Source organism: Rhodococcus sp. BP-332 (assembly GCF_019836065.1).
In the GTDB taxonomy this organism is placed as follows: Bacteria; Actinomycetota; Actinomycetes; order Mycobacteriales; family Mycobacteriaceae; genus Rhodococcoides.
In genome coordinates, this window is the sequence record NZ_JABUEC010000001.1 from 63,472 (window position 1) to 83,848 (window position 20,377).

Below are 20,377 nucleotides of genomic sequence, written 5' to 3' on the forward strand. Positions count from 1 at the left end.
ACACGCGTCGAGAACTACTGCGCGGCTACTGTTGCGCCGTGGCATTCGTCGACACGTCGTTGGTCAGTGGACCGGTCCCGATCGTCGTCACGGTCGTCGGAGTGCTCGGGCTCGTCTGGCTCGTGCTCGCGCGGCGTCGGCGGCACCTCACCCGCGCCGTCCCGGTGGCCGTCGCGGTGGCGGCCGTCCTCACGGTGGCGGCGTGGTTCGGCATCGAGAAGATCTGGCGGGTCTTCCCCGATCCCGTCGAGACGTCGGTCTACGTCTGGGTCGGTCTCGGAGTCCTGGGTCTGTTCCTCCTCGTGCCGCGGATGCTGGCCGCGACACGGTGGTGGACCCGCGTGGTGACCGTGATCGCGACGGTGGCCGTGGTCGCGACGTCCGCGCTGCAGGTCAACCTGGTCTTCGACGCCTACCCCACCGTTGGTACCGCCCTGGGAATCTCGTCCGTGCAGGAGGTGGACGTCGACGACGTCACCGGCCGCACCGCCGACCCGATCACCGGTACACCTCTCGCGAGCGTGTGGACCGCCCCCGCCGACATGCCGACCGGTGGTCGCATCCTGGACACGCCGATCCCGGGCACGGAGTCGGGTTTCTCCGCTCGGAACGCGAAGGTCTACCTGCCGCCCGCGTACTTCACCGCACGCCGGCCGCTGCTGCCCGTCCTCGTGCTGCTCGCCGGCCAACCCGGAGCGCCCGACGACTGGCTCACCGGCGGCCGGTTGGTCCAGACGATGGACGCCTACGCCGCCGATCACGCAGGTCTCGCACCCGTCGTGGTGGTGGCGGACGCGACCGGGTCCACCATCGCCAATCCGCTCTGCGTCGACTCTCCGCTCGGCAACGTGGCGTCCTATCTGGCGAAGGACGTGCCGGCGTGGGTGAACGCGACCCTGCAGGTGGACACCGATCCGGCGCACTGGGCGATCGGCGGGCTCTCCTACGGCGGTACCTGCGCCATGCAGATGACCACCAACTACCCGCAGCTGTACCCGACCTTCCTGGTTCTCTCGGGGCAGCTCGAACCGACGTTGGGGGACAAGCAGCGCACGCTGGACGCGGCGTTCGGCGGAAGCGAGGCCGCATTCGAGGCCGTGAACCCGATGAACCTCATGGCCACACGCCAGTACCCCACCAGCGCCGGCGCCTTCGTCGTCGGCGCCAGTGATCCCGATTACCAGAACTCGGCGAAGCAGCTGCTCGCCGCCGCACAGAAAGCCGGAATGGACGTGCGTTATGCCGAGGTCCCGGGTGGACACAGTTACGAGACGTGGTCTGCGGGCCTGAAGCTGGAGCTGGACTGGCTCTGCACCCGGCTGGGGTTGACGTCGTGACCGATCCGTCCGCCGCAGGATCTCCCGCGCAGGGTCCGGTCGCCCGTGCGCGGACCGACATCGCCGCGTGGTGGGGACGAACCGGTCGCCAGGGCGCACGGTTGTGGTCCACGATCGCCTACGGCGCCAAGGGGGCTCCGGTCAGCCTCGCACTGCTGGCCGTCATGTGGGTGGGGCTGATCGTGCTCTCCCTCACCACACGCAGCTATCGCAGCTTCCTCGACCACCACACCGCGCTGGGCATCGTTCCGATCGAGAACCTGCGGCTCTGGACCCCCGTCACGTCGGGGCTCTTCGCCGTGGGGGTGGCCGCCTTCGTCGTCGCCACCGCGTTGTTCCTGGTCGTGGCAGCGCCGATCGAGCACCGGATGGGTACTCGGCGCTTCGCGGTCGCCGTCCTGGTGACCCAGGTGGGCGGCTCGCTGCTGGGTCTCGCGCTGGCCGCTCTCGGGCAGTTGCTCGACGAGGGGTGGGGCTTCCAGCTTCATCTCGGCGTCACCTCGGGCCCCACGGCCTGGATTCTCGGCACGCTGATGGTGGCCAGCGCGAACATGGGAACGCTCTGGCGTCGGCGGGTGCGGGTGGGCCTCGTGGCGCTGACCGTCGTGATGGCCCTGTTCGGTGGCCATCTCGCCGACATCACCGCGCTCGGCTCGGTCGTGGTCGGCGCAGTGGCGGGTCCGTTGATCGTCGGACGATCCTCTCGCGCCACCCATCTCGCCGGTACCCGCCGCGAGGGTCGGGTGCTGGTGGCCCTCATCGTCGCGGCGTCCGCGATCGGCCCGATGATCGCTGCCTTCTCGCCCAATGCGGTGGGCCCGTTCGCCGTCCTGCGCGAACTGTTCCGCAGCCAGGAGTGGACGCTCGACGAGGTGAACCTGGTCTGTGGTGCAGATCCGGGGTCCACCGACTGCCGACGCGGGCTGCTCGATCTCCGACTCGGCGGAGTGGGACCGGTGCTGGCCAGCGTCATGCCCTCGGTCTATCTGCTGGTCCTCAGCGACGGACTGCGCCGCGGGCGTCGGTTCGCCTGGATCGGTGCGATGGTCTCGCAGGTCGTGCTCCTGGCCCTGGCGCTCGCCAACTACCTGATCCGCTTCGCCGATCTGGACAACGGCGACACGCTGTTCTACGGCGTCGCAGATCCGACGCTCTACCGCACCGCCGTCCCGTTCGTCGTCCCCCTGGCGGTCATGGCACTGCTGGTGGTCACGCGAACGAACTTCGACGTGTCCGCGCCTGCCGGTACGTACACGCGACTGTGGGCCACCGTGGTCGGGGCCGGCGCGGTTCTCGCCGTTCTCTACGTCGCCGTCGGCGCGCTGATCCGGTCCGGCTTCGACGGCAGCCCGGGAGTGCTGACGCTGCTCGGCGACTTCCCGCAGCGGCTCGTGCCCCCGGTTCTGCTGCAGTGGTTCGACCCGCCCTTCCTGCCGACGAGCTGGCTCGCCACCGTGCTCTACGAATGGACCGGCATCGTGTTCTGGGCGGTGCTGGTCGTCGCGACCGCGGGGTCGTTCGTGAGACCGGCGTACGGCGTGGAGACCGACGCCACCGAGCGCGCCCGGGCGGTGCTGACGAGCAGCAGCGGCAGCGCCCTGTCCTGGATGACGACGTGGCGCGGCAACCGGTACTGGTTCTCGCCCGACGGTCACAGTTATGTCGCGTTCCGGGTGATCTCGGGCATCGCCCTCACCACCGGCGATCCGGTGGGTCCGCCCGCGGACCGGGAGGCGGCCATCGTCGGCTTCTCCGAGTACGCCGCCGCGAACGGATGGTCGCCCTGCTTCTACTCGGTGACGCCGGACGTCGCGGCGATCACCGGCGCTCTGGGTTGGGAGAGCATCCAGGTGGGGGAGGAGACCGTGCTCCCGCTCGCGGATCTCGCCTTCACGGGCAAGAAGTTCCAGGACGTCCGCACCGCGGTGAACCGGGCGAAGAAGGCCGGTGTCGAGGCCGAGTGGATCTCGTTCCCGACGGCGCCGCTGGCGATCACGGACCAGATCACCGCGATCTCCGAGGAATGGGTCGCCGACAAGGGCATGCCCGAGATGGGCTTCACGCTCGGCGGCCTGGACGAGGTGGACGATCCGCAGGTCCGGTGCCTCATCGCTGTGGACGAGCAGCGCACCGTGCACGGCATCACCTCGTGGATGCCGGTGTACCGCGACGGCGTCGTCGTGGGCTGGACCCTGGACTTCATGCGCCGTCGGTCCGAGGGCTTCCGGCCCGCGATGGAATTCCTCATCGCGTCCGCCGCACTGTCCCTGCAGGAGGAGGGCGCGCAGTTCCTCAGTCTGTCGGGAGCGCCGCTGGCCAAGGTGGGCGATCCGACCGAGGACACGGCGCAGACGTCGACACTCTCGGGGATGCTCGAGCGTCTGCTCGACGTCGTGGGCCGCACGCTCGAACCGGTCTACGGCTTCCGGTCGTTGCTGGCGTTCAAGTCGAAGTTCCAGCCGGTGTACGAGCCGATGTACATGACGTTCCCCGATCCGGCTGCGCTACCGAGCATCGGCAACGCCATCGGACGGGCCTACCTGCCGGACGTGTCCTTCGGTCAGAGTGTCCGGCTCGTGAAGACGATGATCGACCGCTGACCGTCAGGCCGGTCGGATGCCGGCGCCCGCCCGGACGTGGCGGGTGCCGATGGGCACGATCAGCGGACGATCGGAGACCGGGTCGTCGATGACGGCCGCGGACAGGCCGAAGACGTCGAAGAGCATCTTCTCGGAGATGACCTCGGACGGCGTACCGCTGGCGACGATCGCTCCCTCGTGCATGACCACGAGACGGTCGCTGTAGCGGACGGCCAGGTTGAGGTCGTGCAGCACCATCACCACGGTCCGGCCCATCTCGTCGTGCATCCGATCCACCAGGTCGAGGACCTCGATGGAGTGCGCGAGATCGAGGTAGGTGGTCGGCTCGTCGAGGAGCAGGACGTCGGTGCCCTGCGCCAGTGCCATGGAGATCCAGGCACGCTGGCGCTGTCCTCCCGAGAGCTGGTCGACGGGACGTTCGGCGAGATCCTCGATACCGGTGAGCTTCAGCGCACGCGCCACCTCGGACTCGTCGTCGCGGGACCACTGCCGGATCCAGGACTGGTGGGGATGGCGGCCTCGTGCCACCAGGTCCGCCACCGTCAGCCCCTCCGGGGCGATCGGCGACTGCGGGAGCACCCCGAGAGTGCGCGCGACGTCGCGGGTCTTCATGTGGCCGATCGCCTTGCCGTCCAGCGTCACCTGGCCCTGGCGCGGGGACAGCAGGCGGCCGAGGGCGCGCAGCAGAGTCGACTTGCCGCAGCCGTTGGGTCCGATGACCGTCGTGACGACGCCGGTGTGGATCTCGAGGTCGAGCCCCTCGATGATGATGCGGTCGCCGTAGCCGACCGAGATGTTCTCCGCGGCGAGACGGTGCGGAGGTGTGGCTCCGGTGATCTCCGGATGCGCGTGCACGCTCATACTGTCGCCTTTCGGTTGACTCGGACCAGCAGATAGAGGAGGAAGGGTCCGCCCAGGACGGACGTGACGATGCCGACGGGGAGCTCGACCGGCAGAATCGTGCGCGCCACCAGGTCGGACCCCACCACGGTGACGGCGCCGGTGAGGGCCGAGGCGATCAGCGGAGGCTCGGCGCACCGGGTCAGCCGCAGGGCGATCTGCGGCGCGGCGAGGGCCACGAATCCGATCGGGCCGGCGACGCTCGTGGCGATGGCGGCCATCGCGACCGAGATGACGAGCAGGACGGCCTGAGACCGCTGCACGTCCACGCCCAGCGAGCGGGCGGTGTCCGGCCCGAGCCGCATGGCGGACAGTCGGAACGACATGATCACCGAGCCCGCTCCGAGAACGACCACGGCGGCGGTGACGGGCCACACCTGCGACCACGTGGCGCCGGACAGCGTCCCGGTGAGCCACAGCTGGGCGCGGGTGACGTCGGTGATGTCGGCATTGACCAACATCCAGCCGATCAGCGCGACCATCATGGCGTTGATCGCGATGCCCACGAGCACCAGCCGCATGCCCTGCACTCCGCCCCGCCACGACAACAGGTACACCAGCGCTGCGGTGAGCAGCCCGCCGACGAGAGCGGCGAGGGTCACGCCGAGCGTGGCGAACAGGCCCACGGCCGTACTGGTGCCGCTCAGGACGATCAGCGAGATGGCGGCGACGCTCGCGCCGGACGTGATGCCGAGAATGTCCGGGCTCGCGAGTGAGTTGCGGGTGATCGACTGCATCAACGCGCCGGAGACGGCGAGCGCAGCTCCTACGAGCGCGCCCGTGAGGGCACGCGGCAGGCGGAGGTCCATGACGACGAAACGCTCGATCCGCGAGCCGCCGCCCACCAACACGTTCACGACGTCCGGGATCGACAGCGGGTAGTCGCCGCGCCCGACGTTCAGACAGAACACGAGGAACAGCACGATCGCGAGGGCGAGGGTGACGAGCACCCTGGCGGGGCGACGCACCGTCGACAGCGGTCCCATGCGGAAGGCCGGGCGACCCGCCACCGACGGCGCGGTGGCCGCGGAACGGACGGTCGGGTGGGCGGTCACAGCGACACCAACGTCCGACGGCGTACCAGGGCGATGAAGAACGGCGCGCCGATCAGCGCGAGCACGATGCCGACCTGCAGTTCACCGGGCCGCACGACGACGCGACCGATGACGTCGGCGAGCACGAGCAGGACACCGCCCAGCGCGCCGGCGAACGGGAGCAGCCAGCGATAGTCCGGGCCGGTGATGGCACGCGCGATGTGGGGCACCACCAGTCCGACGAAGGCCACGGGCCCACACGCAGCGGTCGCCGCGCCGGTCAGAAGTGTGATGGCCACGATGCCGACGACGCGCGTGAGGGTGATGTTGGTGCCCAGTGAGCGGGCGACGTCGTCACCGAGGCTGATCGTGTTGAGGGCGGGCGTGCCCGCGACGGCGATGATCAGCCCGATGACGATGAACGGGAGCACGGTCCAGAAGATGTCCGGCCCGCGTCCCGAGACGGAGCCGACGACCCAGAACCGGTAGCTGTCGAGGGTGGTCTGATCGAGCAGCACCACCGCGTTGGTCATGGCCTGCAGGAAGAACGCGATCGCGGCTCCCGCGAGGGCCAACGACAGCGGGTTGGCCCTCGCCCCGCCCAGAGACGCGGTACCGAACACGACGATGCTGGCCGCGGCAGCGCCGGCGAAGGCGAACCAGAGGTAGCCACCGGGGGACGTGATGCCGAAGAGGTAGATCGCCATGACGACGAAGAAGGCGGCACCGGCGTTGAGGCCGAGCAACCCGGCATCGGCGAGCGGATTGCGGGTGTGGCCCTGGATCAGGGCGCCGGCGACGCCGAGTGCGATGCCCACGACGAGTCCGAGGATCGTGCGGGGGAGGCGTAGCGACCGGACGATCACGTCGGTGTCGGTCCCGGTGGCGGAGAACAGCGCATGGAAGATCTCGGCGAAGGTGAGCGGCCGCGCACCGACGGCCACGCTCATGAGCGCGACGAGCACGATGGCGGCGACGAGGATGATCAGTCCGGAGGTTCGGCGTCGACGGGTCGCTGCCGAGGAGGTGTCCGGAGCGACCGGTTCGAAGTCCTCCGCGACCGCGACGGTGAGCCGGACCGTCTCGACACCGGGCTTCCGACGCAGCGTCAGAGCAGGTCGGACGCCCACCGCGTCACCGGTCTCGGCGTCCCGCAGCACGAGGGCGAACACGGACTTTCCGACGCTCTGTCCGGCGCGACCGTCCCGGAACCCCCGGTTCCACACCAGCACACCCGCGGCCGCGAGCACCGCGATGACGCCGAAGACCGCGCGGTCGACCTGGCCGCCGCCGTTGTCGTCGGCGAGCGATCGGACGACGACGAGGCCGAGCACGAGGGGGAGCAGGACGACACCGACGTCGACCGCCGAGGCTGCCGCGACGGTCACCCGGCCGGGCGCCCGCCGATCCGCGTCGGCGATCGAGTAGTCGCGATCGGGACGAACCGTGGTGCCGGGCTCGGGGAGGTCGTTCGGGCCGGGGTGAGATGCGAGAGGTCCGGACGCGGTGTCGGTCACGCGGTCCTCCTCGATCGGTGTGGTGGTGTCTCTCATGGAAGGTTACGCAAGCCTAAGCAGTCGTGTGGCGGCGCGGTCTCGCGGTGATGCGAACCACACCCGGTTGTCTTCGATGTATTGGTTAGGCTTACCTTATGAATCGACCGGTCGCCTCGACCGGTCGGTGCGTGTCACCGTCCGGGCACCTGCAGACGAGGAGTTCCATCCGATGACAGTCACGATCGACACCGTCGTCTCACCGCACGATCGTCGAGCCGCGGTGTCCACCGCCTTCCGGCACACCATGACCGCTCTGCGACACCTCGATCCGGAGGCCCCCCGCGTGTACGCCGTCGCGGACATGGCCGAGCAGAGCAAGCGTCGCTGGTGGTCGTTCGCCACCGGGCTCGAGTCGGGCCGCTTCGAGGCCCTGCTGCGCCGGTCGTCGCTCGACCATCCGGACCCGCGTCGTGCGGTGGACCAGGTGGCGGCCGCACTCGTGCACGCTGTCGTGGGACGGTCGGCCGCGGCGTTCGTCGGATGCGGACGGGTGTGGGATCCCGGCCCCGAGAATCTCTGGATCCATCTCGACAGCGACGTGGGCATCGACTGGGCGGGCGTGCGGGACACGGCGCTGCGCTCGGTGTCCGGCTCGGGCGCGACCGCGGGAACGGTGGTCATGCCGTGCGACGAGGCGCTCGCGGCCTGGACCGCGCATCGCGCTGCTCGCTCGCTCGAGGTCGCCGCGGCAGGGTTGTCCGCGCTCGGTCCTCTGGACGCCACGCAGATGAGCCGCATCGTGGGCGAGTCGGTCCTCGGCGCCTCGGCACGAGTTCCGTTGCTGGGTGGCGTGTCTCGTGACGGCGGCTGGCGCAGGGGGCAGATGCTCCTCGATGCGTTCGTCGACGCGGGGTGGCGCGTTCGGTTACGGCGACCTGCGTGACTTAGGCAAGGCTATCCTGTATAGTCCGAGCGACACGAACTTCGGATCGTGCCGACGTCCTGAGGGCTGCAGCGACGTCGGCGTCCGTGCCCCGGCGGGCCTCGCGACACACTGCGAGGCCCGCCGCTTCGTGTCCGTCCACGTGATTCACTGAACGCCATGAACGATGTGTCACCGTCGGTGTCGGACGAACTTCGAGAGCAGTTGGACAGCGGTTTCGGGAAGGTGCTGGGTCTGCAGTTCCGCGAACTGGGACCCGATCGGGCCACCGCGGAGTGGACCGTGCGCCCGGAACTCCTGCAGCCGTTCGGGATCGTGCACGGCGGCGTGCACTGCGCCGTCGTCGAGTCGCTGGCGAGCACGGCGGGCGCCCTGTGGTTGGGGGATCGCGGCCACGTCGTCGGAGTCAACAACACCACCGATTTCATCCGCGCCGCCCGCGAGGGCGTGCTCTCCGCCGAGGCACTGCCCGTGCACCGCGGGCGGACCCAGCAGATCTGGACCGTCACCATCACCGATGCCGCGGACCGTCTCATCGCCCGCGGCCAGGTCCGACTGCAGAACATCGAGGACACGGGGCGGATCGGCGCGTCCTGACGCGCGTCCGGCGAGCGCGACGGCCGAGGTCGTGCCAGCATTGCCTGTCGCCGTCGTTCGCCGCGAAGGGAAGTGTCCCCCATGAGATTGTCTCCGCACGAGCAGGAGAGGTTGCTGCTCAGCTACGCCGCGGAACTGGCGCGTCGCCGGCAGCAGCGCGGACTCCGGTTGAACCATCCGGAGGCGATCGCGCTGATCACCGACCACCTGCTCGAGGGCGCACGCGACGGGCGGTCCGTGGCGGAACTGATGTCGTCGGGCCGTGAGGTGCTGACCCGCGCCGACGTGATGGACGGCATCCCGGAGATGCTGCACGAGGTGCAGGTGGAGGCCACGTTCCCGGACGGCACCAAGCTCATCACCGTTCATGACCCGATCTCGTGAAGGAGTACGCGTGATTCCCGGAGAGATCATCACCGAGGACGGGTCGATCGAGCTCAACGCCGGTCGTGCGTCGCTCACTCTCGACGTCGTGAACGACGGCGATCGGCCGGTGCAGGTGGGAAGTCACGTCCATCTCCCGCAGGCCAACGCCGCGCTGACGTTCGATCGCGTCGCCGCGCACGGGAAGCGCCTCGACATCCCGGCGGGCACCGCGGTGCGGTTCGAACCGGGTATCGCTCAGGAGGTCGTGCTCGTCGACATCGGCGGTCTCCGCGAGGTTCACGGCATCTCGCTCACCCCGCCCGGCGCACTGGACGACACGACATCCCGGGACGGTCACTGATGGCGTACCTCGATCGTTCGCGCTACGCGGAGCTGTACGGACCCACCACGGGTGACCGGATCCGCCTGGCAGACACCGATCTGCTGATCGAGATCACCGAGGACCGCAGCGGTGGGCCGGGTCTCGCCGGCGACGAGGCCGTGTTCGGCGGCGGCAAGGTGATCCGCGAGTCGATGGGACAATCGCGGGCCACGCGGGCCGACGGTGCGCCCGACACCGTCATCACCGGTGTCGTGGTGCTCGACCACTGGGGCGTGATCAAGGCCGACGTCGGACTGCGTGACGGACGGATCGTGGCGCTGGGCAAGGCCGGGAACCCGGACACCATGCCGGGAGTGCATCCCGGTCTCGTCATCGGGCCGTCCACCGAGATCATCGCCGGCAACGGCAAGATCCTGACCGCCGGCGCCATCGACTGCCACGTGCACCTCATCGCCCCCCAGCTCATGGAGGAGGCGCTCGGCGGTGGCATCACCACCATCATCGCCGGTGGCACCGGCCCCGCCGAGGGCACGAAGGCGACGACCGTGACCCCGGGTGCCTGGCATCTGGCGCGGATGCTCGAGGCCATGGACGGGTGGCCGCTGAACGTGGCGCTGCTGGGCAAGGGCAACACCGTCTCACCCGACGCGATGTGGGAGCAATTACGTTCCGGCGCATCGGGATTCAAGCTGCACGAGGACTGGGGCTCGACCCCGGCCGCCATCGACGCGTGCCTGCGGGTCTGCGACGAGGCCGGTGTGCAGGCGGCGCTCCACTCGGACACGCTGAACGAGGCGGGCTTCGTCGAGGACACCCTCGGCGCGATCGCCGGTCGCGGCATCCACTCGTACCACACGGAGGGTGCGGGCGGCGGGCACGCGCCGGACATCATCACGGTCGCCTCGCAGCCCCACGTGCTCCCGAGTTCGACCAACCCGACTCGGCCGCACACGGTCAACACTCTCGACGAGCATCTCGACATGCTGATGGTCTGTCACCACCTCAGCCCGTCCATTCCCGAGGACCTCGCCTTCGCCGAGAGCCGCATCCGCCCCTCGACCATCGCGGCCGAGGATCTGTTGCACGACATGGGTGCCATCTCGATGATCGGCAGCGACTCGCAGGCCATGGGACGCATCGGTGAGGTGGTCATGCGGACGTGGCAGACGGCCCACGTGATGAAGAAGCGTCGTGGCTTCCTCGCCGGTGACTACCGTGCGGACAACAACCGCGCGATGCGGTACGTCGCGAAGTACACGATCTGCCCGGCCGTGGCGCACGGACTCGACGGCGAGGTCGGATCCGTCGAGCCCGGCAAGTTGGCCGACCTCGTGCTGTGGGAGCCGGCGTTCTTCGGTGTCCGGCCGCATCTGGTGATCAAGGGCGGCATGATCGCGTGGGCCACCATGGGCGACGCCAACGCCTCGATTCCGACACCGCAGCCGGAACTGCCGCGACCGATGTTCGGAGCGGCACCCAAGGCGGCGGCCGCCACGTCCGTGCACTTCGTCGCGCCCCAGGCGCTCGACGACGGGCTGGCCGATCGCCTCGACGTCGCGCGTCGACTCGTTCCGGTCGGGAACGTCCGCGGCATCGGGAAGGCACAGATGGTGAACAACGACGCGGTTCCCCGCATCGAGGTCGATCCGGACACCTTCACCGTCCGCATCGACGGCGACGTCTGGACCGAGCAGCCGGCGACGGAGCTGCCGATGGCGCAGCGGTACTTCCTGTTCTGATGACGATTCCGCATTCCGGTGTCGGCCTCGCCACGTTGCTCACCCTCGCCGACTCACGGCTCCCGATCGGTGGGCACGTGCACTCGGGGGGAGTCGAGGAGGCGATCGCCGAGGGACTCGTCCGGGACCTGCCGACGCTCGAGGCGTATCTACTGCGGCGTATGCGCATCAGCGGCGCCGTGGCGGCGTCGATCGCTGCCGCTGTGGCCGCCGGTGTCCTGCCCGCGGACGCCGCCGATCGCGAGACCGACGCCCGCACGCCGTCTCCTGCGGCTCGCGCCGCGTCCCGCGCCCAGGGGAGGGGGTTGCGTCGCCTCGCCGAGACGGTATGGCCGGACCACGACTGGACGACGGTCGGACGGCGCCCGCACCTGCCCGTCGTGGCGGGAGTCGTCGGTGCCGTCACCGGCGCGGGACCGTACGAGACGGCGTCCGTGCAGATCTACACGGCCATGACGGGCGCCGCCATCGCCGCCCAGCGACTTCTCGCGTTGGACCCGGGCGCCGTGGCGGGGTGCACCGTGGCGCTCGCGGCCGAGTGCGACCGGATCGCGGCCTCGGTCGCGCGCGCGCTCCCGGCTCTGTCCGACGAATCGGATCCGCTGCTGGACCACCTCGGCGAACGTCACGTCCGGCGCGAACGCCCCCTCTTCGTCTCCTGATCACCCCACAGAAAGAGAGAACACCCATGCCTCCGCATCTCATCGACGGCGAGCCCCACTCCCACGCCCTGGACCGGCCCAAGCGCGTCCGCACACCCGGAGAAGCGCTGCGCGTGGGTATCGGCGGTCCCGTCGGATCCGGCAAGACCGCACTGGTGGCGGCGCTGTGCCGCCAGCTGCGCGAAGAACTGTCGCTGGCCGTGCTGACCAACGACATCTACACGACGGAGGATGCCGACTTCCTGCGCCGTCACGCAGTTCTGCCGGACGAGCGCATCACGGCCGTGCAGACCGGCGGCTGCCCGCACACGGCGATCCGTGACGACATCACGGCGAACCTGGACGCCATCGACGACCTGGTCGACGCCAATCCGCCACTCGATCTGATCCTCGTCGAGTCGGGCGGCGACAACCTCACCGCGACCTTCTCGTCCGGGCTGATCGACGTGCAGATCTTCGTCGTGGACGTCGCCGGCGGTGACAAGGTGCCGCGCAAGGGCGGTCCCGGCGTGACGTTCTCGGATCTGCTCGTGATCAACAAGACCGATCTCGCCCCCATGGTGGGTGCCGACCTCACGGTCATGGAGAACGACGCGGTGCGGGTGCGTGAGGGTCGTCCCACCGCTCTGATCTCGCTCACGGAGGATCCTGCCGCGACGGTGGTGCTCACCTGGGTGCGCGAGCAGCTCGCTGCCGTCGCCGCCTGACGTGACGACGCACGGCGCCCTGCGCTCGACGGTGCTCGTCGTCGCGTCGCGGAGCAGGTCACCGCGCATCGAGGCGGTGGGTGGGCTCGCCGTGCGCCGGACCGGTGTCGACCGCGTCCACCTCGTCGGCTCGGCCGCGACCCCGCTGGGTGGGGACACCATCGACGTCCGGATCGTGGTCGAGGCGGGGGCGCGGCTGCACGTGTGCAGTGTCGCCGCCTCGGTGGCGTTGCCCGGGCGCTCGACCGACGTGTCACACGCGTCGTGGACCGTGGAAGTCGAGGACGGCGCCGAGGTGATCGTGGACCCGGAACCCACCATCGTCGCCGGGTCGGCGGACCACCGATCGTCGGTGTCGCTGCATCTCGGCGACCGGGTACGCGCCGCCGTGCGCGAACGAATCCAGATCGGCCGCACCGGGGAACTGGACGGCCGGTGGTCGGGTCTCTTTCGAGTCGACGGCGTGGCCGGTCCGGTGCTCCGCCACCGACTCGACCTGGGCAGGGGCGCCGCAGGGCACGACGCGCTCTTCGCGCCGACCGCGTCGATCAGTACGTTGACCTGGCCGGAGTGCTTGGCGGACAGTCCCTCCGGAGACGCCGTGGCCGGTCTGGAGACGACGATGCCGATGGCCGGAGGCGGAACACTGTCCACCTGGCTCGGCCATCGGCTCCCGGTCACCCGGTCGGTCGCTGCGCTCTCGGCGCGGGGAGATCAGCCTGCGCGCTTGGCCTCCGCGGTCTCCGCCGCTCCGTCGTTCGCGGAGGGCTCCTCGCCCTGACGCTCCGCCGGTGTGGGTGAGGCACCGGAGGCGGCCCGCTTCTCCGTGCTGTCGAGCTGCTTGCTCTGTTCCGCTGCGTCGGCCGTGGCACCGGACTCGCGGTCCGCCGCCTTCGAGGTCGCCTCGACCGTGCGGGTGGGGATCGCCACGCCGTCGACGCGGTTCTCCTGCTCGAGCGTGTGGAGTTGCTCGATCGCGAGGCGCGCGAACACCTGCTGTTCGGTGGACGCCATCTGCGCCCGACCCTTGCCCAGGAAGGTGACGAACCAGGAGATCACCGTCGTCAGACGGTTCCGGTATCCCACCTGGTAGAAGAGGTGGAGTCCGAGCCATGCGACCCAGGCAATGAATCCGCCGAACTCCAGCTTGCCGACCTTGCACACGGCGCTGAATCGCGACACGGTGGCCATCGACCCCTTGTCGAAGTACGAGAACGGCTTGCGCTCGGACGAGTTCTGTCCGTCGAGTGAGGCCTTGATCTGCTTCACCGCGTACTTGGCGCCCTGGATCGCGCCCTGCGCCATACCCGGGACGTCCTTGACCGACATCATGTCGCCGACCACGAACACGTTGGGGTGTCCCTTGACGGTCAGATCCGGCTCCACCACGACACGGCCCGCGCGGTCGACCTCGGTGCCGTCGGACTGGTCGGCGAGCTGCTTGCCCAGCGGGCTGGCCTGCACGCCGGCGGACCAGACCTTGCACTGCGCCTCGATGCGGCGTTCGGTGCCGTCCTTGTCCTTGACGGTGAGACCGTCGTTGTCGACGCCGGTGACCATCGCGTTGAGCTGGATGTCGACACCGAGCTTGGTGAGGCGCTTCGCGGCCTTCTCGCCCAGCTTCTTGCCCATCGGGGGGAGCACGGCGGGCGCCGCGTCGAGCAGCACCACCTTCGCGTCCTTGGCGTCGATGTTGCGGAAGGCTCCGTCGAGCGTGCGCGTCGCGAGCTCGGAGATCTGCCCCGCGAGCTCGACGCCGGTGGGGCCTGCGCCGACCACGACGAACGTCATCAGGCGCTCGCGCTCGGCCGGATCGGTGGACAACTCGGCCTGCTCGAACGCGCCGAGGATGCGTCCGCGCAGTTCCAGGGCGTCGTCGATCGTCTTCATGCCAGGTGCGAACTCGGCGAAGTGGTCGTTGCCGAAGTAGGACTGCTGGGCGCCCGCAGCCACGATGAGGCTGTCGAACGGCGTCACGGTCTCGCGCTCGAGCAGCCGCGAGGTGACGGTCTTGTTCGTCAGGTCGATGGTCTCGACGTCACCCATCAGAACCTCGGCGTTCTTCTGCTTGCGCAGGATGACGCGGGTCGCGGGGGCGATCTCGCCGACCGAGAGGATGCCCGTGGCCACCTGGTAGAGCAGTGGCTGGAACAGGTGGTGGGTGGTCCGCGCGATGAGCGTGACGTCCACATCGGCTCGCTTGAGGGCCTGTGTGCCGAAGAGGCCACCAAAGCCGGACCCGATGACGACGACGCGGTGGCGCTTCTTCTCGTTCGTCTCGACGCTCATGTATCCGCTCCTAGATGTCTATGCGTTCTGAGCTCAACGGTAGTCTCCCCACCCCCGCGCGTCTCCGCGAGGCCGTCGTCAGGGGACGAGGACGTACTTGCCGCGCGGGTGGTGCGTCTGCAGTTCGCGGTGGGCGGTGGCCGCCTCCGCGAGGGAAAACGTCCCGGCCACCGTCACGGTGATCACCGATCCGGCCAACTCGAGCAGAGGTAGACGCGCCTCCTTGCGCCGTGCGGCGCTCTCGTTGTTCCCGCCGCCCGCGGACCGGAAACCCTCGTCGGCTGCCCGACCGAAGGCAGTGATGGTCACGATGCGTGTCCGGTCCTGCACCACCGCCAGGGACACGTCGATCGCCTCGTCGGTGCCGGCCGTGTCCAGCGCGGCATCCACGCCGTCGGGCGCCGCGGTGCGTACCCGGTCGAGCAGATCGTCGCCGTACGCGACTGCGACGGCGCCGAGGGCGCGCACCGCGTCGAGGTTGCGGGGATTCGCGGTGCCGATCACCTGTGCTCCGCGGTGCATGGCGAGCTGGACCGCCTGCGAGCCGACGGCGCCGGATGCTCCGTGGATCAGGACGCAGTCGCCCTCCTCTACGCTCGCGAGCTCCGCCATGTCGTAGGCGGTGGCCGCAGTGAGGGAGTACCCGGCCGCTTCCTCCCAGCCCAGCGCCCGCGGTTTCGGCAGCACCGCGTCGGCATCGACGAGAAGGCGATCGGCGTAGGCGCCGTCTGCCAGAACGATGACCTCGTCGCCGACACGGACGGGACCCGCCGGTCCGACGGCATCGCGCCCCACCGCGGACACCACGCCCGACGCCTCGCTGCCCAGGTGCAGCGGGAGTGTGCTCTCGTCCGTCCCGAACGCGCCGCTGTAGAGCTTGTGATCGAACGGATTGACGCCGGCGGCGCGAATGTCCACGACGACCTGGCCGGGACCCGGTTCGCCGACCACCTCGTCGCGGATCGCCAGGACGTCGGGTCCACCGAAGGCCGTGGCGACCACGGTGCGTGTCGTTCTCGAACCAGTCATACGAGGACCAACGGTGCCCGGTGCTCCGAATGTTCCCCGGGAGTGCACCGCGTCGGCGGAGTGCTGATCCGACCATCGAGGAGAACCATCGTGCAGTTGGCAGTCCACTATCCCTACTTCACCCTTCCGGGTGGCTCCGCGGCCACGGCGGGACTGCTCTCCGACTCCGCGCGCGCTGCGGAGGACGGCGGGTGCACGCTGTTCACGCTCATGGACCACTGGTTCCAGATGGAGAATCTGGCGACCGCGCAGGACCCCATGCTCGAGGGCTACACCTCGCTGGGCTTCCTCGCGGGCCGGACCGAGAGCATCCGCCTGGGCCTGCTCGTCACGGGCGTGACCTATCGGCATCCGGGGCTCCTGGCGAAGACGGTCACGACCCTGGACGTGCTCTCCGGCGGTCGAGCGATGCTCGGCATCGGTGCGGCCTGGTACGAGCGCGAGCACCGCGGCCTCGGTGTGCCGTTCCCGTCGACGGCCGAGCGGTTCGAGCGTCTCGAGGAGACGTTGCGCATCTGCAGACAGATGTGGAGCGACGACGACGGACCCTTCGAGGGCACGCACTACTCGCTGGCCGAGACACTCTGCGAGCCGAGGCCGCTGCAGAGTCCGGGTCCGCCCATCATGGTCGGCGGGTCGGGGGAGAAGAAGACACTCGCGTTCGTCGCGCGGTACGCCTCGCTGTGCAACCTCTTCGCCCCCGACCAGGAGACCGTGGCACACAAGCTCGACGTGCTGCGCGGTCACTGCGAGCGCGAGAACCGCGACTACGCGGAGATCGAGAAGACCATCATCACCTCGCTCGACCCGGTGGCCGACGAGGCCGGATTCCTCCGGGAGATGGAAGGGTTCGCCGCGCTCGGAGTCGACACCGTGTGCGTGAGCCCGCAGGGACAGGAGCCGGTGACCTGGACCCGGTCCGCCACCGCAGCCGTGGTCGACACACTCGCAGGATTGGAGAACTGACATGGACCTCCCGGGCAAGCACTTCCTGGTGACCGGCGCTTCCGGCGCTCTCGGATCGCGCATCACTCGCCGCCTGCTCGACGCCGGCGCCACCGTCACCGCGTCCGGCCGCTCGGAGCAGACGCTGGCCGGTGTCGACCTGGGCAGCGCGCACCTCGTGGCGTCGGACCTGACCCACCCCGCGGCCCCGGCCGACCTGATCGCGGCGGCCAAGAGCCACACCGGGACGCTCGACGGCGTCGTCATCGCCTCGGGCGTGGTGGCGTTCGGACCCGCGGCCGAGGTGGACGACGACACCGTCGACGATCTCCTGCTGGTGGATCTGCTGGCGCCACTGCGGCTGGTGCGATCGGCACTCACCGAGGTGGAGTCCGGGGGCGTCGTCGTCAGCATCAGTGGGGTGATCGCGGAGAAGCCCGTCGGCGGGATGGCTGCGTACTGCGCGGCGAAGGCCGGCATCAGCGCGTTCGTCGAGGCGGCTCGACCGGAAGCGCGTCGGCGCAAGCTGCGGGTCGTGGACGTACGTCCGCCGCACACCGAGACCGGTCTGGCAGGGCGCGCGATCGCGGGTACGGCGCCCACCATGCCGGACGGTCTCGATCCGGACGCTGTCGCCGACCGGATCGTCAAGGCCATCGTGGACGACGAGAAGGATCTGGCGTCGACCGACTTCAGTTGAGTCGGGTCAGAGAGCGCCGCGGCGGACGGTGGTGGGCGTCGCGTTCCACCACCGTCGGCACGCACGAGTGAAGGCGGACTGCTCGGACAGTCCCACCGCGGCCGCGATCTGACTCATCGGCAGCGACGTCGTCGTGAGGTACCGATGGGCCTCCGTGCGGCGCACCTCGTCGACGATAGCCGCGAACGACGTTCCCTCCCCGGCCAATCGGCGTTGCAACGTCCGCGGGTGCAGGTTCAGCAGATGTGCGGCACCGTCGATGTGCGGTGGGGTGGTGCCGAGGGACTGCTGCAGGATGGTGCGCACCCGCGGCGCCACCTCGGTGGTGGGTCCGGCACCTTGTCGGGCGAGGAAGGCGAGGGCCAAACGTTTGAGGTTCGAGTCCCCGCCGTGGAGCGGTCGGTTCTGGAGTGTGGCCGGGACCCGGAGGACGGCGGCGGGACGGCCGACGCTGACCGCGACGCCGAAGAAGTTCTCGTAGACCGACACCGGAGCCGCCGGCACGTAGGGGAGCTCGACCGAGCGGAGTCCGTACGACCCGCCGACCAGTGCGATGGTGGCGCGGTGGAGGAACCCCAGGCCCATGTCGGTGCCCTGGACGGGCGCGACGACCCCGGGCCTCGTTCCGTACCGCAGCGCGACGATCCCCGGCGTCCCGTACGGGTCGGGTTCGGCACGCAGGCTGAGCGACTGGGCATGGATGAACAGGTAGTGCTCGGTGCACTCGAGTGCCTCCCCCACGGTCGAGGAGTTCTGGATCGCGAGTGCGAGCGGCCCGAGCATGCCGAGATCCTGGCGCCGTGCGATCCGCAACCCCAGATCGGGGCACGCCAGCTCCGCCGCGGCGATCTCGAGAACCGCGGCCATGGCGACGTCCTCGACGAGGAGGTCGTCGGCGTCGAGCGCGTCCACGGGCAGCCCCGCCGCGACGGCGTACGCCTCGGCGTCCCCGCCCAGTTCGGCCACGGTCGCGCGGAAGCCGCGGAGACCGGCGGAGCGGATGGCGGGCACAGCGCTCACCTTGGGCCAGTTGTCGTCTGAAGTCAACTAGTTGTCGTGAGGTGTCAAGCCATCGGGTGGTGGCACGAGGACACTGGAGTCATGACGTCCACCACCGATCGACTCGACTCGTCCCCGACCGACACCACCCTCGAGCATCTCGACGTGATCGTCGTCGGCGCTGGGCTCTCCGGCGTCGGTGCGGGCTACCGCCTGTCGACGGAGCATCCCGGCAAGTCGTGGGCCATCCTCGAGGCGCGGTCCTCGATGGGCGGCACCTGGGATCTGTTCCGCTACCCTGGTGTGCGCTCGGATTCCGACATGTACACGCTGGGCTACCAGTTCAAGCCGTGGCGCGAAGCGAAGTCCATCGCCGACGGGCACTCGATTCTGAAGTACATCGAGGAGACCGCTGCGGAGTTCGGGATCGACGAGCACATCCGGTACGGGACCCGCGTCGTCGGCGCGGATTTCTCCACCGCGGAGGCTCGCTGGACCCTGACTCTCGACGTGACCGACGAGTCGGGAACCTCGCAGCAGCAGATGACGTGTGGCTTCCTGTACTGCTGCTCGGGCTACTACGACTACGCCAAGGGCTACAACCCCGACATCCCGGGACTCGACACGTTCGAGGGCACCGTGGTGCATCCCCAGTTCTGGCCCGACGATCTGGACTACGCCGGCAAGAACGTGGTCGTGATCGGCAGTGGCGCCACCGCAGTGACCCTCGTGCCGTCGATGGCGCGCGACGCCGGTCACGTCACGATGCTGCAGCGTTCGCCCACCTGGATCAGCGCGGTCCCCGGACGGGACAAGCAGGCGGACAAGATCCGTGATCTTCTCCCGGCAGGCTTGGCGCACAGCGTGATCCGCATCAAGAACATTCTGTTCAGCACCGGTTTCTACCAGTTCTGTCGGCGTCGTCCGCAGGCGGCACGGCGGCTCCTCACCAACCTCTCGACCAAGATCCTGGGCGACGAGAAGCTGGTGGCCGAGCACTTCACGCCCGAGTACAACCCCTGGGATCAGCGACTATGCGCCGTCCCCGATGCCGATCTGTTCAAGGCGATGAAGAAGGGGAAGGCGTCGGTCGTCACCGACCGCATCGCCTCCGTGCGGCCCGACGGCATCGACCTGCAATCGGGCGCCTCGTTGCCCGCCGACGTCATCGTCACCGCGACGGGACTGCAACTGCTCGCCTTCGGCGGTATCGAGCCCAAGGTGGACGGCGTGACCGTCGATCTGTCGAAGCAGTTCGTGTGGCAGGGCGCCATGATGACGGGTGTCCCCAACTTCGCCATCTGCATCGGATACACCAACGCGTCGTGGACTCTGCGCGCCGATCTGACGTCGCGTCTCGTGTGCCGCGTGCTCGGCTACATGGACGACAAGGACTTCGCGTCCATCGTCCCGCAGCCCGACGGCCCGCTCGAGGAGCGTCCGCTGCTGGACCTGCAGTCCGGCTACGTCCAGCGCTCGATCGACGCCTTTCCCCGGCAGGGCGATCACGGCCCGTGGTTGGTGCGTCAGAACTACATCCTCGACTCCGTCACCACGCTGCGGGGCGATCTCGGCAAGACCCTCTCGGGCACGCCGCGTCGGTCGGTGCGACGCGCCGCCGGAGTCGCCTGACGCGCACCGCAGAAGGCCACCCATCGTCAACTTGGGGTTGACGATGGGTGGTCGTCACC

18 protein-coding genes and 1 pseudogene are annotated in these 20,377 nt (G+C 69.4%); 13 read left to right on the plus strand and 6 right to left on the minus strand.

All coding sequences use genetic code 11. The features are described from left to right. Positions 1-38 precede the first annotated feature (38 nt). Together HQ314_RS00310 and HQ314_RS00315 are read left to right on the plus strand one after the other, a co-directional pair. Positions 39-1,337, plus strand: coding sequence for an esterase family protein (locus HQ314_RS00310; protein WP_027505426.1), 1,299 nt, complete (start codon positions 39-41; stop codon positions 1,335-1,337). Continuing rightward, a complete protein-coding gene (locus tag HQ314_RS00315) occupies positions 1,334-3,937 on the plus strand; it encodes a bifunctional lysylphosphatidylglycerol flippase/synthetase MprF (protein WP_374197805.1) in 2,604 nt (867 codons plus the stop codon). The genes HQ314_RS00310 and HQ314_RS00315 overlap by 4 nt, the downstream gene beginning before the upstream one ends. Positions 3,938-3,940: 3 nt before the next feature. Here HQ314_RS00315 and HQ314_RS00320 read toward each other — a convergent pair whose 3' ends face one another. The 3 genes from HQ314_RS00320 to HQ314_RS00330 form a co-directional block, all read right to left on the minus strand. Then, complete coding sequence (locus tag HQ314_RS00320) at positions 3,941-4,798, minus strand: ABC transporter ATP-binding protein (protein ID WP_056444458.1); 858 nt, start codon at positions 4,796-4,798, stop codon at positions 3,941-3,943. Then, positions 4,795-5,823 (minus strand): iron chelate uptake ABC transporter family permease subunit, encoded by a 1,029-nt coding sequence (locus tag HQ314_RS00325; RefSeq protein ID WP_081821226.1) that lies wholly within the window; start codon positions 5,821-5,823, stop codon positions 4,795-4,797. The genes HQ314_RS00320 and HQ314_RS00325 overlap by 4 nt, the downstream gene beginning before the upstream one ends. 65 nt (positions 5,824-5,888) lie before the next feature. Continuing rightward, positions 5,889-7,424 (minus strand): iron ABC transporter permease, encoded by a 1,536-nt coding sequence (locus HQ314_RS00330; protein WP_222648892.1) that lies wholly within the window; start codon positions 7,422-7,424, stop codon positions 5,889-5,891. Positions 7,425-7,596: 172 nt separating this feature from the next. Here HQ314_RS00330 and HQ314_RS00335 point away from each other — a divergent pair, with 172 nt between their 5' ends. The 8 genes from HQ314_RS00335 to HQ314_RS00370 all read left to right on the plus strand — a co-directional run bounded on the left by HQ314_RS00335 (position 7,597) and on the right by HQ314_RS00370 (position 13,505). Then, on the plus strand, positions 7,597-8,310 hold the full coding sequence (locus tag HQ314_RS00335; RefSeq protein ID WP_156380490.1) for a hypothetical protein: 714 nt from the start codon (positions 7,597-7,599) through the stop codon (positions 8,308-8,310). A 159-nt stretch (positions 8,311-8,469) separates the two neighbouring features. Next, positions 8,470-8,907: a PaaI family thioesterase gene (locus tag HQ314_RS00340; protein ID WP_222648894.1), complete on the plus strand. Its 438-nt coding sequence runs from the start codon at positions 8,470-8,472 to the stop codon at positions 8,905-8,907. Between the two features lie 81 nt (positions 8,908-8,988). After that, positions 8,989-9,291, plus strand: coding sequence for an urease subunit gamma (locus HQ314_RS00345; RefSeq protein WP_027505419.1), 303 nt, complete (start codon positions 8,989-8,991; stop codon positions 9,289-9,291). 10 nt (positions 9,292-9,301) lie between these two features. Next, the gene (locus HQ314_RS00350) at positions 9,302-9,634 is read left to right on the plus strand and encodes an urease subunit beta (protein WP_222648896.1); all 333 of its coding nucleotides are present in this window, start codon (positions 9,302-9,304) and stop codon (positions 9,632-9,634) included. Then, a complete protein-coding gene (locus tag HQ314_RS00355) occupies positions 9,634-11,355 on the plus strand; it encodes an urease subunit alpha (protein WP_027505417.1) in 1,722 nt (573 codons plus the stop codon). Before HQ314_RS00350 ends, HQ314_RS00355 begins: the two co-directional genes overlap by 1 nt. Then, positions 11,355-12,017 carry an urease accessory protein UreF gene (locus HQ314_RS00360; RefSeq protein ID WP_222648898.1) on the plus strand — a complete coding sequence of 221 codons (663 nt, stop codon included), beginning with the start codon at positions 11,355-11,357 and terminating at the stop codon, positions 12,015-12,017. Before HQ314_RS00355 ends, HQ314_RS00360 begins: the two co-directional genes overlap by 1 nt. Positions 12,018-12,043: 26 nt before the next feature. Next, entirely contained in the window at positions 12,044-12,724 is a 681-nt protein-coding gene (ureG, locus tag HQ314_RS00365) for an urease accessory protein UreG (RefSeq protein WP_027505415.1), read from the plus strand. Position 12,725: 1 nt separating this feature from the next. Then, positions 12,726-13,505 carry an urease accessory protein UreD gene (locus tag HQ314_RS00370; protein ID WP_308119165.1) on the plus strand — a complete coding sequence of 260 codons (780 nt, stop codon included), beginning with the start codon at positions 12,726-12,728 and terminating at the stop codon, positions 13,503-13,505. A 169-nt stretch (positions 13,506-13,674) separates the two neighbouring features. On the opposite strand, the pseudogene HQ314_RS00375 reads toward HQ314_RS00370, so the two are convergent. After that, positions 13,675-15,013 (minus strand): annotated as a pseudogene (locus HQ314_RS00375) (NAD(P)/FAD-dependent oxidoreductase); the annotation flags it as partial. Between the two features lie 78 nt (positions 15,014-15,091). Next, positions 15,092-16,042, minus strand: a complete 951-nt coding sequence (locus HQ314_RS00380) for an NADP-dependent oxidoreductase (RefSeq protein WP_222648900.1) — start codon at positions 16,040-16,042, stop codon at positions 15,092-15,094. A 90-nt stretch (positions 16,043-16,132) separates the two neighbouring features. Here HQ314_RS00380 and HQ314_RS00385 point away from each other — a divergent pair, with 90 nt between their 5' ends. Together HQ314_RS00385 and HQ314_RS00390 are read left to right on the plus strand one after the other, a co-directional pair. Next, on the plus strand, positions 16,133-17,008 hold the full coding sequence (locus tag HQ314_RS00385; RefSeq protein ID WP_222648901.1) for an LLM class F420-dependent oxidoreductase: 876 nt from the start codon (positions 16,133-16,135) through the stop codon (positions 17,006-17,008). A gap of 1 nt (position 17,009) precedes the next feature. Then, positions 17,010-17,687: an SDR family oxidoreductase gene (locus tag HQ314_RS00390; protein ID WP_222631246.1), complete on the plus strand. Its 678-nt coding sequence runs from the start codon at positions 17,010-17,012 to the stop codon at positions 17,685-17,687. 6 nt (positions 17,688-17,693) lie between these two features. Here HQ314_RS00390 and HQ314_RS00395 read toward each other — a convergent pair whose 3' ends face one another. Further along, a complete protein-coding gene (locus HQ314_RS00395) occupies positions 17,694-18,734 on the minus strand; it encodes an AraC family transcriptional regulator (protein ID WP_261781316.1) in 1,041 nt (346 codons plus the stop codon). 54 nt (positions 18,735-18,788) lie between these two features. Here HQ314_RS00395 and HQ314_RS00400 point away from each other — a divergent pair, with 54 nt between their 5' ends. Further along, positions 18,789-20,318 (plus strand): NAD(P)/FAD-dependent oxidoreductase, encoded by a 1,530-nt coding sequence (locus HQ314_RS00400; protein ID WP_222648902.1) that lies wholly within the window; start codon positions 18,789-18,791, stop codon positions 20,316-20,318. Positions 20,319-20,377: the final 59 nt, after the last annotated feature.